This is a genomic window from Bacillus carboniphilus (assembly GCF_020524035.2).
In the GTDB taxonomy this organism is placed as follows: Bacteria; Bacillota; Bacilli; order Bacillales; family JAIVKR01; genus Bacillus_CC.
Map to the genome: position 1 here is coordinate 1,894,475 of NZ_CP129013.1, position 14,759 is coordinate 1,909,233.

The 14,759-nt window shown below is 34.5% G+C and carries 14 protein-coding genes; 2 read left to right on the forward strand and 12 right to left on the reverse strand.

Going from position 1 to position 14,759, the window contains the following annotated elements; all coding sequences use genetic code 11:
- Positions 1-20 precede the first annotated feature (20 nt).
- The 4 genes from LC087_RS09695 to LC087_RS09710 all read right to left on the reverse strand — a co-directional run bounded on the left by LC087_RS09695 (position 21) and on the right by LC087_RS09710 (position 4,927).
- Complete coding sequence (locus LC087_RS09695) at positions 21-359, reverse strand: hypothetical protein (RefSeq protein WP_306019528.1); 339 nt, start codon at positions 357-359, stop codon at positions 21-23.
- Positions 356-754: a hypothetical protein gene (locus LC087_RS09700; protein WP_306019529.1), complete on the reverse strand. Its 399-nt coding sequence runs from the start codon at positions 752-754 to the stop codon at positions 356-358. Before LC087_RS09700 ends, LC087_RS09695 begins: the two co-directional genes overlap by 4 nt.
- Before the next feature lie 244 nt (positions 755-998).
- Positions 999-3,587, reverse strand: a complete 2,589-nt coding sequence (locus LC087_RS09705) for a polynucleotide kinase-phosphatase (RefSeq protein ID WP_226540150.1) — start codon at positions 3,585-3,587, stop codon at positions 999-1,001.
- A 2-nt stretch (positions 3,588-3,589) separates the two neighbouring features.
- Entirely contained in the window at positions 3,590-4,927 is a 1,338-nt protein-coding gene (locus tag LC087_RS09710) for a methyltransferase domain-containing protein (protein ID WP_226540152.1), read from the reverse strand.
- Positions 4,928-5,241: 314 nt separating this feature from the next.
- Here LC087_RS09710 and LC087_RS09715 point away from each other — a divergent pair, with 314 nt between their 5' ends.
- On the forward strand, positions 5,242-5,394 hold the full coding sequence (locus LC087_RS09715; protein WP_306019530.1) for a hypothetical protein: 153 nt from the start codon (positions 5,242-5,244) through the stop codon (positions 5,392-5,394).
- A gap of 609 nt (positions 5,395-6,003) precedes the next feature.
- Here LC087_RS09715 and LC087_RS09720 read toward each other — a convergent pair.
- The 7 genes from LC087_RS09720 to LC087_RS09750 form a co-directional block, all read right to left on the reverse strand.
- Complete coding sequence (locus LC087_RS09720; protein ID WP_226540160.1) at positions 6,004-6,663, reverse strand: hypothetical protein; 660 nt, start codon at positions 6,661-6,663, stop codon at positions 6,004-6,006.
- A 128-nt stretch (positions 6,664-6,791) separates the two neighbouring features.
- Complete coding sequence (locus LC087_RS09725; RefSeq protein WP_226540161.1) at positions 6,792-6,947, reverse strand: hypothetical protein; 156 nt, start codon at positions 6,945-6,947, stop codon at positions 6,792-6,794.
- A 388-nt stretch (positions 6,948-7,335) separates the two neighbouring features.
- Positions 7,336-8,022, reverse strand: a complete 687-nt coding sequence (locus LC087_RS09730; RefSeq protein WP_226540170.1) for an ABC transporter ATP-binding protein — start codon at positions 8,020-8,022, stop codon at positions 7,336-7,338.
- A 6-nt stretch (positions 8,023-8,028) separates the two neighbouring features.
- The gene (locus LC087_RS09735) at positions 8,029-8,841 is read right to left on the reverse strand and encodes an ABC transporter permease (protein ID WP_226540172.1); all 813 of its coding nucleotides are present in this window, start codon (positions 8,839-8,841) and stop codon (positions 8,029-8,031) included.
- The gene (locus tag LC087_RS09740; RefSeq protein WP_306019531.1) at positions 8,838-9,299 is read right to left on the reverse strand and encodes a nitrous oxide reductase accessory protein NosL; all 462 of its coding nucleotides are present in this window, start codon (positions 9,297-9,299) and stop codon (positions 8,838-8,840) included. Before LC087_RS09740 ends, LC087_RS09735 begins: the two co-directional genes overlap by 4 nt.
- Positions 9,278-10,564: a right-handed parallel beta-helix repeat-containing protein gene (locus LC087_RS09745; protein ID WP_226540176.1), complete on the reverse strand. Its 1,287-nt coding sequence runs from the start codon at positions 10,562-10,564 to the stop codon at positions 9,278-9,280. The genes LC087_RS09740 and LC087_RS09745 overlap by 22 nt, the downstream gene beginning before the upstream one ends.
- A 67-nt stretch (positions 10,565-10,631) precedes the next feature.
- Complete coding sequence (locus LC087_RS09750; RefSeq protein WP_226540178.1) at positions 10,632-11,279, reverse strand: nitrous oxide reductase accessory protein NosL; 648 nt, start codon at positions 11,277-11,279, stop codon at positions 10,632-10,634.
- A gap of 198 nt (positions 11,280-11,477) precedes the next feature.
- On the opposite strand from LC087_RS09750, the gene LC087_RS09755 reads away from it, so the two are divergent.
- Entirely contained in the window at positions 11,478-12,605 is a 1,128-nt protein-coding gene (locus LC087_RS09755) for a ring-infected erythrocyte surface antigen domain-containing protein (RefSeq protein WP_226540179.1), read from the forward strand.
- Between the two features lie 53 nt (positions 12,606-12,658).
- Here the strand turns inward: LC087_RS09755 and LC087_RS09760 are convergent, their stop codons facing one another.
- Positions 12,659-14,497: a M14 family metallopeptidase gene (locus LC087_RS09760; protein WP_226540180.1), complete on the reverse strand. Its 1,839-nt coding sequence runs from the start codon at positions 14,495-14,497 to the stop codon at positions 12,659-12,661.
- Positions 14,498-14,759: the final 262 nt, after the last annotated feature.

The window sequence follows — 14,759 nt, forward strand, 5'->3', positions numbered from 1 at the left end:
AGCATAGGTATTAAAGTGAACTAACTTTTTTGTGTCCGAAAATTTGACTCAGATCCACAAGTTATCTCGGTTAAACCAATTGTTGCGAATTGTTGACCATTCACATTAGCGGTTGCTGTAATAGTATCTTGTTGACCACCCACATTAGCGGTTGCTGTAATAGCAGCTTGTTGACCACCCACCGATACAGTCGAAGCAAAATTACCGCTTTCATCTGTCACCGAAGGATTAGGAGAGAAAAAGACGCCAGCACTAGATGAGAATGTAACATCTACGCCTGAATCTGGTACACCATCTGTGGTGACACTTCCCGAAATTACCCCTTCACATACAATCAAATCTGGTAAGAATAAGTTCACTTGTGGCGTAATTGGATAGTCAATGTCTTGCAAGGTTTCTGAGTGGATACAAGCAATCGAACAAATTGAACAAACTCACTTGTGGCATCAAATAACGTAACGGTTGGATGAACAGCCGTCGCCGTCGTTGCATCATTGCGATTATTTAATTCAATTTCCACTTCTACTAAAAATGAAGATAAGGATGCCGCGCTATACACCTCCCTTTCAGTACTATTTGGACTTACAGTAAACGAATCCAAATTAACAAGTAACTCGGGTGATGAGCTTTCATTATAAAAACTTACGGTCACATTGGCACTACTTGACGGATCCGTATTGCGGATAAGGATTTCAACAATATTTACATTTAAAATCGAGTTATCAATTGGTCCTGTAGTAAAAATAATGGTCACTGAGAATTTACACTCCTTTCTAGTTTGTCTTATATCATATGTCATTGTTTGAGTAGTGATTGGACGAAAGCATATTTTTGGTTTTTTTAATAAAAGGTATCTGTCAAATCCCGCTGAGTTTTCTGACCTTCTTGTAAAAAAGCATTAAACATAGTTTAAAGTGTGTAAATCATCTAATTTACGAATTACAAAGGAAGGCTGTCTGTTAAATCAACGTCACGATTTAACAGACAGCCTCTTCTTCTTACAGCCTTGGATCAACAGGATCTGATTCCAATGCTAATGTTCCTAAAACACATTCATGAATTCTTTCAACAGATTCTAAATGGACAAACCGTTTAATTCCTTCCATACCTAATGAAAATTCCTTCAAAGCTAATTTTTGCTTTTTATTTGTGTTTCGTTTCTTCAATCGAGTAAGATTCTCAGGCTGCAAATAATCCATCCCATAAATAATATGTAGATATTTACGACCTCTTACCTTAATAGCAGGTTGAATTAACTTTCCCTTTGATTCGGTCAAAAAACACTCGGGTTTTATAACGATTCCTTCATGTCCATCTTCTGTTAAACGTTCCCACCACACAATGACTTCTTCTTCACTTTCTTGGTTTGTAATAATTTTATACTCAGTTTCAACAAAAAAGTTTGAGCATTCAGCGAACGTTCTATTCATATCCATATGCCATAGATGTGTCTGATGAAAGAAGGTTTCCTTACTATGTGCAAGCAAATGGAAAGGAGCAATTTGAATTTGTTCAATATCATGAACATCCCAACAGTATTGTTGAAAAACATATTTGAATAGATGGGCATTGTCGAGCTTTGTCTCATACTCATCTAACCAGCTTTGTAAGCCGTCCATGTTATTTTTCGCTTTAGTTAACTTGTCTTTTATGGTTTTTCTGTCCAGAATCGCATGTTCAGAAACATGTGCATACTGACTCTTAATTAGTTCCTGTGCTTTTAAATTCCAAGGCATAATTTCAGCATCTAAAAGGATAAAGTCGGTATCATATTTTTCAAAATAACCGCTTTTAAGTAAGTCATTATTAATATTTATCAGGAGTTTCTCTTCTGTAGCTTCATCAAAAAAACGTCTTCCCGATCTCGTATAAATAGTCCCTAACCCTTCTCTTCCAACATATTTAACTGAAGCTTGTTTATCTTTAAATAAAAGTAAAATAGCTCTACTTCCCATATGCTTTTTTTCCGCAATTAATGTTTGTATACCTTTGCTACGATAATAGTCAATGGCTTCTTGTGGATGCTCTAAATAATCCTCTTTCTGTGAAGGATTTGGTGTTGGACTCATCGTTGGTGGAATGTAAACTAAATCCTCCAAAGGAACAGTGAAATGAGAGAACGTATCGATAGCTGGATATACATATTCTTTCGGAATCTTAACGTTACCAAAGTCACTTGTTACAGAATAGCCTTCTAAATATTTTTCAATATTTGGCGGATTCAACCGAATTTGTTCCCATTTTTTCAGTGGGTTGTCTACTTCTTGAGCGTAATTTTCTTTAGCTGGAATAGAAATTAGTTGTTTTTCTGGATAACGAAAAGCCGTTAATTTCCCACCGAAAACAGCCCCTTGGTCAATATTAAGAGTGTTATTATTAATAAATGGCGCCGGTTTAGGTTCATGCCCCCAAATAATCAAATGACTCGTTTTATGATCTACTGTCCAATCGACCCTTACTGGTTTTCCTCTTTCATCTAGTCCATCTGTTTCTCCATATCGGCAAAAATCTTGAATATCAGGTGATTGCTTTGAAATAAATTCATCTTTTATTCCAGCGTGTGTACATACAACTAACCCAATCCCATTTTGTTTTAAAACATAATGAGAAGGTGCCTCCAACAGTAATTTTTTTAGTCGTATTGCTAACTTTGCTGTTTCTTCTTCCCCTTGTCTCTTTTCATAAATTTGAAATTCTTCTTCTACTTTTTCATCCCCATGTTTTAACGTCACGTTTTTACCGTCTAACCAACGAGCAATTTTCCACCCATGGTTACTATCAATCATATAAGCAAGGTCATTCTCAACGTGTTCAAGAAAAAAAAGCATCGTGTTAAGCGATTGAGGCCCTCTGCTCATAATATCTCCTAGCGATAAAAATTTCCTTCCTTCTGGGTGAACATAATGGCCTTGAACATCTTTTTCATATCCGAGTTTCTCTAGTAGTAAAAGTAATTCATCAAAGCAACCATGAATATCCCCAATAATATCTATTCCTGCTCCTATCTCTAGCTCAAGAGGATTTTTCTTTCTTATTAAATGGATGTCCTCATCACTATTCATAAAGTAAGTTGCCAAATAAGGTTCTTTTTTTATGAACCTCTTTTCTTTTTTGAATGTGTGATATTGTTGTTTAATCCTCCTCTTTCCTCGTGGAAAATCCCTTTTCTCATCTCTTTCTAGCAACAATTCTTGATCCGTATCAAAGACAAGCGAAACAATAGGGAGATGATTTTTTTGAGCTATTGTAATCATTCTCATTCGGTCTTCAGGATTAAGGTGAGTAGCATCAACAAATGTTCGTTTATTTAACTTACATCTCGATTGAATAAGGGTATCCATGATAGCAAACGCTTCTATCGAAATGCTTTTATATTCATCAAAAAGGAGATCAACTTGATCTTGAGAGTCTCCTTCCATGTTAATGAATTCTTTATCACTGACTAACAATCGACAATCATCAGAACTTACAATTTCTGAAGGATCTATTTGATTTTCCTCTAATAACTTTTTCAAAAATGTCGTTTTTCCACTATTCGATGGGCCTATTAACAGAACGATACAAGCGTGTGGCAAGACAATATCCATCTTTATTTCTCCTTCCTTATAAATGTACACATTTGAGTAGGTGCTCCAAACCGTTCATGAGATTCACCTATTTCATAGAAAAAAAGATCATACTTGCTATGTTGGTTATAAGTGTGACATCTTTTTTTAAACTCTTCACGTGTCCATTCAAACCGATGGTCACCATGTCTATACTCATCTTCTAACTGATAAACCTGATTATATTCTCTATTTGGCGTTGTAATTATCAAACTATTGGGTTGATATTGATGCAATAGCATATCCATCACCCTTGGAAGTCTTGATGAATCAATATGTTCAATAACCTCACATAAAATAACAATGTCTTTATTTTTTAACCTTCGGTCAAAGTAAAAAAGTGAGCTTATTATCGGTATTGGGTATAAAAATCCCTTTTCTTCGCTTGCTTCCTCAAAGCGTTTTCTTGCCTTTGTTGCTGATGATAATGACGGTTCTACTGCTAAAATTTCTCTGACTCCTTTTAAAAATCCTAATTTTAACGACAAATTTCCTTCACCAGAGCCAAAATCAATAATAGACTCATGCTTTGTTAGCTTTTTGATATGGTCAATGATGGTTTCGTAACGCCAATCATTTAATCCTTTACTCTTTCTACTTTCATTTGGTTGAATATCTTCAACTAACCGAATGACTTCCTTAAACCTTAACGATCTTTTTAAGATAAAGTTCCTTTGCGGATGAAGATCGAGCCATCCTTCCCCGTATCGTTCGATTTTTTCAATTTCTTTCTCATCTATATAATAATGCTTATAATTATCCAAAACAGGTATTAGAACAAACAATTGTCTTAATCCCATATGTAACGTCGTTTTCTTTTCTATTTGAACAAACCTAGCCGAGCTGACTGTTTTAAAGTCAAATTGATAATTCGTGTCGCCTTTAGATATAGAAACGTTATATCCTATGGGAGCAAAAAGATCAATTATTTGCTGGTCCGATAAATCAGAAGCTATTGGTCCAAAACTGAATTCTAAATTAAAACAATGACTCACCCATTTTGAATATTCTTCTTTTGGCTTTCCATTAAGAGCAGTGCCAAGAGCTGATCGAGTAAGGGAGCAAAAAATACTACTAATGGCAAACTCTCGATCGTTTATATACGAAGTGATGTCGTATCGTTCGGAACTATTTTTTACCAATTCAATTGGATCAGGCGTAACGAAAATAGTCGCTTCCACCTCATTCTTTTCAAACGTATTGTAAAACAATCTAACTAAATGACCATTTTGCTTTCTTTCATATAAATTTTGCGGGTTTTTTGCCAATAAAAAGGATAAAACCCTAACATTTTCTCCCGTTGCTTTTATTGATAACTGCATTTCTACCACTTCTTTCTTAAATGTTCTGGTATTATAGTTATAACATATAGTAGTAAAGGAAACGAATTCTTATATTTATCCCTTAATCACCCATTCAATATTAATATATATGGAAAAGGTGCTGTTTAAAAAAGAAGAAAATTGTTAGCTTAATAGGATCTTTTTTCTAGTAGGGTTACTTTTGTGTCTATTAATTTTTTTCAAACAAACAGAGCCTCTAGATATCGGTACGATTTCATCATCAAATGAAAGAGACGTTGTTTTAGTAGGTTTTCGGAAACAGGCAATCTTTTGAAGAGTTAAAAATCAAAGAAGTGCTTATAAACAATAGAATTGAACCAAATGAAGAAGTAATGCAAGTAGTTAACCCATCTGAAGCATTTGTTATCGGAGAACTACTTGAGGAAGAAGGTAGTCAACCTCTGAAACTACCTTCTTTTATACTATGCTCAAATACGAGCATATAAGAACAGATTAATAGATTGGATAACAGTACTCCAGAAGAAGAAAAGGGCTATAGCGTGAAGGTATGGACGATAAAAAAATTCAACAAGTAGCTATTTTCTATACGTGGCTCGCTGTAACTAATGAAAATGTGGTTATTATTCCTAAGTGAAAAATAAATAAACAGTGAAAGTGCATGTTTAAAAAGTAGGGGAAAAAGGACGCTGAATAGAAAAGCTGAAGCCCTTTGCTCACACCCGACCAGCATAAGGAGAACATAAGGTGAAGGTGTTCTTTACCTTCACTAGATGTTTGACTATTTCTGAAGATCTACTAAGAACAGTCACGTCCTGTGACTAACGTAGATCCACCTAAATCCTTTAGGCGTCTCCGATGTAAGGGCCGAAGCTAGACAAGAACGAGGCGGTCTGCTTAAGGAACGCAGGCTAAGTTCAGCCACGTAGCGAGAGCAATGCCTGCGCTAGCACCTCCTGTGCGTCGGAGGAGCGGAAAAGCAAACCAACAAAGTTATTCAACCGACATTTTTTTAGGACTTTTTTAAACAACCTCTAAAAGAAGAATATGTAAAATTCACTGTTTTTTATCTACTACTCTTAGTAACTACCATTAACTCACTCACTACCTACTTTCCCATCAACTACTTTTATCTTATAGATATAAAGCCATTCACTCGTTCGCACAATATTTTCAAGGTCTTTCTCCGTTAATCCTTCAATTGTTATCGAACCAATCGGTTTTTCAGAAGAAGTAAGTTTTTTGAGTGCGATGACATTTTCTTTATTAAGTTCAATCTCAGTCTCCTCTTCAAGCATGCTAAAAATAGTGGCAAAAATGCTTTGGTCATTTTCATGATAAACATATTGCGTATGATCATGCTGTTCATTATCGATGAAACTTGCTTTAAGAATAGTATCACTTTGTTGTTCTTCATTTTGATCGATCGTCAATTCATCAAATAGAATACTAACTACTGAAGACTCTGGTTTGAAACTACTTTTATGTAAAAACTCCTCTAACTTTTCTCCATCGAGGTATCTTTCAATCCAAAGTTCTACAGTATATCGATCTAACTTCCTAGAAGATATATCGTACGCTAAGGTATAGTTACCTTTTAGTGCATCAACAATTCCCTCTTCACGTTCACTCATTTCCATCGGTTCAAGAATAATATCCTCACTCATAAATAAGGATAGATCGTTCCGATACAGATACAAAAATAGTCCAATGATACCGATGATCATGGTAATAAAAAACATCGACTTTTTCTTCATAATACTCTTCTCCTTTTATTAACAATCCTAATTTTTAATGAAGGGACTATTTTAATTATTTTCTTGGGAAACATTTGAGTTTTAAAGCGTCGTTTTTATTGTTTAAATCACTCTTCGTCTCTCTTATATTATTTTTTGTCAGACGTTTTAGGAACGATTGCAGTTAACAAAAATCCAATACCAAGGACAATCAAAATTCCTGAACCTGCATGACCAATCGCTAATCCAATCCCTAACCCTAATAAAAGACATCCTGGTATAAAATAATTATTTCTATTATTCATTCTAGATGTTGTTCAAAAAGTCATGAAAAATTGCTGTCGAATAACTTTGTTGTCTCGCTATTCGACTCCTCAGGCGCACACGATGTGCTAGCACAGGCGTTGTCACAGGACGTGACTGAACTTAGCCTGCATTCCTTTAAGCAGGCGCCTCGTTCTTCTCGGCCCTATTCCCCCTATTTTTTGAACACGCACTTCTAAAAAAAAACACTCCTCTTTTTATTAAGTAATCACTTCATAACACTTTCCGTATTCAAATGATATATTCGTAAACCATCCTTGATATTCCTGCCGCGGGGTCCTTCTATTAATTTCTAAAAAAATACAGAAGCCAAGTAGACGATAAAATCGTCATTCTTGGCTTCTGTATTTTTGACCACCTTCAAAAAGGTTAATCCTTTTTCATGATTAACTTTTCTATTTTTTCGACAATGACGTCTTCAAGTGACCTTGATTCTTGTAAAAGGCTCTTTACATTATCTTGAAGAATAACCTTTCCTTCATAAAAAAACAATACTTCATCCGCTAGTTCTTCAACAAATGATAAAGTATGCGTTGAAAAAACGATCGTTTTCCCTTTACTTTTCTCCTCAAGCAGTCGATTCTTTAACCATTTAACCCAGTATGGATCTAAGCCATTTGTTGGCTCGTCTAATAAAAGTACCTTTTCATCAGACAATAGCGTTTGAACAAACGATAACCGTTGTTTCATTCCTTTTGAATACGTGTTGATTCGTTCATTTCTTACTTCATATAAACCAACTTCTTTCAATAAAGAATTACACTTCTTACTATCGACTTTTTTTAAAGTCCCCAATAATTTTATGGCTTCTATCGCTGTTAAGTTTGCTGGGAACTCAAGGTCGTCTGGCATATAAGCAAATTGATCTTCTCCCCAGTTCACTTGACCTGTTGTTGGACGAATATTGTTCGTTAATAATTTCAAAAATGTGCTTTTTCCAGCTCCATTTCCACCTAGTAACGCCACACATTGTCCTAAAGGAACTTGATAAGTAAAAGGCTGAAACCCTATTTTTCCTGTTCGATATTTTTTTGAAAGTTGACTGATTTCAATCAAGTTGGATTAACTCTCCTTTCTTTTCAAAATAAAATTGCTGATAAAGATGGGGATAACAACCCATAGTCCTGAAATGATTACATATACAGTCATTCCTATTGGTGATAAAAAAAAGCTGGAAAATTCATAATAGACCGGTCCAAGAGTAGAAGAATAACCAGAATAAATCATAAACCCTGTTCGAAGCCATTCAGCTGGATTAGTAAATGTTAAAACAATAACCATATTCTTCAATAGATTTCCCGACACGATCGTACCTAAAGACATTATCATATAATCATAGATAAGTAAGAAAAACGCCCATACAGTTAATGATAAAGATAAACTATGTATTCGGTTTGTCGCCAAGCACCCTATTAAAATTGATAAAGAAGAAAAAATTGCAACCGTACCGATCGAAAGGAAAAATAATAACCAATCCAAATGATGACCACGTTGAAGAGAATAAAATAAAATCACAAAGCCAAATCCTATGATTAACATCGTACAAAAAGAGAAAAACAATGAAATTAGCTTTCCTGTCGTATAACTCATCATATTTAGTGGATATGTCTTCATGAGCGAGAACCATTTAGACTCAACGTCGGTAGAGATTGATAAAGAACCAATCGTCAATGTAAACAAAGGTAGTAAGAATAATAATACATTTAAAATAGAAGCAGAAAACCTTGTAAAGGAAGCCGTAGGTGGCAATGAAAAAAGCTGAATACTCGTAATTGTCATTAATAAAAATGTAAAAAGTAAGCCGAACAGGAAGAACGTGCGATTCCTAAACATACTTTTTTGTTCAGACGAAATAAATACTTTTAATTTGTTCATTGATGATGAACACCCCACTCATGTTGCTGCAAGTCGTCGAAGGACAGGAGCTTCCCTTTTCCTTCTTGATTAATAAATTGATCGGCAGCTTCTTTTGTAGAAAAAGCAACAACTCCATACGACATCGGTGTCCAAAGTACAGGATCAAACACATAAAATGCATCACTCACCTCAATCCATTCATTTGTTCCATACTCTTTTACATAGCTAGCACCAATTTCGTTATCTTCTTTTTGAAGAACATCCTGTACTAAACAACCAATATCATCATACATAAGATGATCTTTATTAGCTAAAACGACTTGGGCTTCGTAACCTTCATGAACAATACTCATATTACAAACAAGACATACATCCACTTCTTTTTTGATTTCCTTAGGACTATAATCCTGTTCACTACACCCTGAAACAAAAAATACCAACATAAAAAACAAGGTTAGCTTGAACTTCTTCTCCATAAAACAACTCCTCCTCCTATTAACAAAATAGAAAGTCCAAACAAACTCTTATCAAAAGAGATTTGACCTTCCTGTTCAGCAGATTGAATGAATGGTTTTTGGTCTATAACCACACTTTCATAGTCAATTGATAATTTTTTCTCTAACTTGTTAAGCATCGTTACTGCGGGTGATTCGAAAAAAAATTGAAATGCTTGATGTTGGTTTATGAGCTTCGCAAAGGAATCTGAAGAATGATATGGAGTATCGCCAAACATGTCATGATTCATATCAAACCCTGTATAGTCATCCCAAAAATTCTCAGTCACAATTGCTCCTTCAGTACCAGAAATGGAGGATAATATGTTTCCATAAAGTTGATTTTGGTTAAAGAGGTTGGTTGAATTATAATTTAGAAATTGGACGCCCGTCTGATTACCACTAATTACATTATCCTTGATTGTTGATTTTCTTACCTTTTGCAAAGACAAGCCTACTTGATTATACTCAAAGCGATTGTCTTGAATTGTCGCGTCTTCTCCTTCAAAAAGCACTAGACCATATCCGTTATAATCCGACTGATGAGCAATGAGATTTTCTTTAATCAACGTGTTTGAAGTCACCATTTGCATAATACCGGTGATATTATCTTCTAATTCATTTTGAACAACCTCATTATCCCTTGTATACATCAAATGGATACCATAACGTGAGTTAGAGACTTGACTATTTAAGATTTTAGCTCCTTGATCATTTTCAATATAAATTCCATCTAAAAAAGAATCAATGTGGAAATTGGAAAGAGCAATATTTATTGTATTATATAACGTAACTCCATTTCCTTTATTAGAGAAATGACCTTCGATACCATTTATAATGACATTGTGTAATTGACTGCTCTTTACTTCAGTTAATTCAATTCCCTTTTTCATACTTGATAGTTGAACATCTTTTATCGTTACACCCTCACTATTATTTACCATTATTCCAGTTGTTTTTTTATCTGATCCTTCAATTGAAATGTTCTCTACATGAACATTTGCTGTGTCTTTTATTAAAATGTATGGTTGCTCAGTTTGATTTTTAAGCACTACATTCCCTTTTCCAATCAGGTTAATTGATTTATTAATGCTAATTGGTTCAATGTATATTCCTTCTTCTATGTAAACGGTAGCACCAGGTTTTGCTTGATCGATTTTTAGCTGAACGGACTCACTTGCAAAGGAATGTGAAGCAAAAACAAAAAGCAACAAGTTTAAGAGTGATAAAAAAAAACATTTTCTCATCTAGTTCACCTCTCTTCATCAATAAAAAAGAGCTAAAACTATGTCTTAGCTCCTTTATTTATAATGATTAATGAGAATCGTGGTTGTCTTCCTCATTATCTTCATCACTCATATCATGGCCCTCATGATTTTCTTTATCATCGTGGCCCATCCCTTCTCCATCTTTCATTTTCTCCATCTTTTTCATGTGACGATGACTTGCTACTTCATCAATATCATTTATTGTAGAAAAGGATGCTTTTTCGCTGCCTAAGTCATCAATGAACGTTTGTCCTTCTTCTTTAGTTGAAAAGAATGCATATCCATAATTCATCGGCGTTTTAATTTCAGCTTTTACAATGGTTGCTTCTTCTAACTTGATCCATTCATCTGTATTGTAATCTCTAACATATTTTTCTAATGTTATCTTATCCATTCTTTCTTGATTTAACATACAACCGATATCGTCAAAGAACAGACTATTTCCTTCTGAAGTGATTCCTTGTGCAGAAAATACGCCCATATCATGATCCTTTGGATAGACCATCATTTCACAATAAGCACATTTTGTTTCTTCACTCGGTTCTTTCATCTCGCTATCAACTTCAGTCATTTTTGTTTCTTCATTCACCTTTTCAGTAGTTTCTGATTCAGTTGTATCATTTTCATTATTATTTCCACAGCCAACAGTAAAAATAAAAGACATACAAATTATAACTACTAACCATTTTTTCATCTACCTCTCTCCTTTCCATTAAAAATTTTACAAATTAAATGTGAAATATCCATGAAGAATAGTGTGTCTAATTTATGTCTTTTTTAATAATCAAAAAACAGGAAAGTGGGTGTTATTGCAAATTCACAATTGCTCTATAGTTCTTAACATTCCATTCTATATTCCGATATAAACAAAAAGGCTTTGGAGTTGGTTTTAGTGAAGAAGAAGAGAAATAAAACAATTTTTATTTTATTCATAACAGGCTTATTGACCATCGTAGTTACTCTCACTGCATATGGCCTATATAATTACCAAAGAGCAGAACAACAAATAGATGAAGCAATTTGGTCTTCAAAAGAATTATCTTTTCTATTAGATGACCTTACCTCTTATATTTTAAATGACCAAAAACTTCCTCTAGATGACCTCGAAAGTGAAAACATAAATACATCTGCAAAACTATTTCAAACAAATGAATATATGGGGAAATTTATGATTGGAAACAAAGAGGAATTACAAGACATACTTGACAAAGAAGTGAAGGAACCGTTAGATGAAGCTAGTAAACTTTTTCAAACTTTAAAAACATACGAGAATATTTTTGAACAATTTAATGAAGTATCAAGTTTGTATGTAGAATTACCTCTAGGCAAAAAAACAATAGCCGCTATCAATGACTTGAATCATCTGTTAGAATCTGAAGAGAAAAACCTCTCTAACTTAAAGAAAAATGAAGTTACTCAAGCCATTCAATACAAGCTATCAACTTTTGAAAAATTCATGACAAAATCTTTAACCGTTATAGACATAAATCATTCTTTGGATGAAATTGAACAATCTCTCTCATTAAATGGAGTTGATCTCGACATTATTGAAGAGAAATTAGCAGAGATAGATGATCAAATTGCGCTAGTCGAAGATGAAAAACCAAAAGAGATATTATTCGATCGTTTCAACTCTTTACAAGATAATTATCAACAACAATCCTATAACATGGCAATCATAGCAAAACAAAACGAGACAAATTCCAGTTTAAACGTAGCTGATACTCCGCCTACCACTACTAGCAACAAATCTGTTGTTATTAAGACCAGTGAGAATAAGACAGAACAAGAAAAGAAAATAGATAACAATCAAAGCTCTCAACAACAATCTGACGAACATGAAACAGAAGAAGGGATACCCGAGACTTCAACTGAGGAACAATCTAGAGAAGGGGTTGAAGAAGAACCATCGGAGAATAAAGACGAAGAAAAAGAGGACGATTCAAGAGAAGATAAAATTGATGAACCAGAAAATCCAGGTAGTGAGGAACCCGAAGAACCTAATGAGCCAAGTAATTAAAGATTAACAAAGCGCCCTTTTCTAAAAAAGGGAGCTTTGTTCCTTCTTTCTTCTTACTCTTTTATAACCTTTACATCATCTACGCCTGCTTCAACGAGGCTACCACTTCCTTCATCTGCTGCTTCAAATTGAAGAAAGATCGTTTGACCTGCATACTCCGATAAAGAAAAAGATTCTGTTGACCAATTGGCATCTTGATCGGTTGAAGAACCTAATTCTTCATAAAGAAGATCTTCACTTCCATCACTCTTAATTATTTTTACCTTGAAGTAATCATCCGAAGTTGCATTTGAATAATGACCTAAATAGTAGGCAAATGTCAGCGTGAGTTCACCATCTGATGGCAAGATTATTTCTTGAGAACGAATGGACGTCTTCCCACCATCTATATCATTGCTTCCAACAGAAAATCCAGCACTTCCTTCTGTTACTAATCCATAACTACCACTAGGCGTGGTGCCCTGTTGCTTAATTCCACTATAAGAAGTTGATTCTGGATTGGCTCGTTCCCAATTACCGGTTGTAGCGGTGTCATTATTATTAGGATTAGGGGTCCATCCTTTATCTGACTCAAAGTCATCTTCAAAAACGATTTCCCCATCGTTTCCTCCATCGTCACCACAATACTGACCTTCTTTTCCAATCACGCCATACGGACAATCTGCTTGTTCTGTCAAATAAAGAACCGCTTCTTTATTTCGTTCGGTTTCTTCATCAATGACCTCATCTGGTGGATAAAAACCTGGATTCGAGCTAGTAGGATACATTTCAAACGTAAAGGCAAAGATTCCTTGATCACCATAAGCCCAATCTGACATATCTCCATCTGTAACATATAAGTCACTTGATTGTTGGGGCGTATAACCGTTTAACGCTCCCATCTGTTCAGCCATCTCGACAAATACGTCATAATCATCTTGGGACATATCACTAGGAACATCTGTATACGTATAGCCGTATGGATAGAGAATTAACTCACTATACGTATGGAAAGATATAGCTGTTGTAATTTGTTGCTTCCCATCAACAACTCTTCCTTCAATAAAATCACGAATAGCTGCTGTTTCTGGAGCTGAAAATGCACTTGTTCCTCTATACGTATCACTATAAGGGTTTCCACTTGAGCCACCACAACATCCCCAGTTGTAACCATAGTTACGATTTAAGTCTGTCCCCACATAAGATGAACCACTATTAGGTTGACGGTTTTTCCTCCAAAAATCGTAACCTCCATCTTGAATATCATACTCTCCTCCGTCAGGATTTAAGTTAAAAATAATAAATATCTCTTTTGAGTTCACTAAGTCCGTTATTTGAGTGTCTAATCCATAATTATCCGTAAACAATTCTAGTAAATAAAGAGTCATTTCAACCGTCAAATGTTCTCTTGCATGATGCAATCCAACGTAAAGCACTTCAGCCTCGTCTTCATCCACAGTTGGATTATCACTAATTTTGACAGCAACTAAATCTCGGTTTTCATAAGAATTTCCAATAGTGAATTTCTCAACAATGTCGCTATGATCATCAACTGCTTGTTCTATTTCTTCAACCATCTCATCATAATTATGATACTCTGAATCACTAGGGGGAAAATCAAAGATCTTCGCATAATCATTAAGCAATTCTTGTTTTTGGATTTTGAAATCCTTCTTAATCTGTTCAATCTCTGAAGTGAGTCCTACCACTACAACATAGTCTTCACCTATCTCTTCAATAACAGCTCCTGATTGAGCCACTTTTGTTCTTTCCTCTTTCGTGTTGACATCTAACACTTTTACCTTCTGTTTCTCTTCATTGGCAAAAGCTTTTTCTGCATGAATAAACATAGGTGAGCAAGCCAGAACAAGCAAAGACAACATCATCAATACAATACGTGCTTTCTTTTTCAATGCTTTTCTCCTCCCTATAAACCAAATTATATTTCTGAATATTTTTTATATTAGCAATATTATTAATATTTAACAACAGTATTTATTACGAAATTAAAAAGATGATTCAAAAGGCATTGTTTCAAATAATAAACGCTTCTCTTTCTTTTGATTTTCATTCTTTTTACCTAGTAGAAAAAAACTCTTACTTTTATGGCATAATAATTGTCTGTATTCTATCATTTTTATCTACTGCTCCATATGCTTAAAAATAAATATGAAA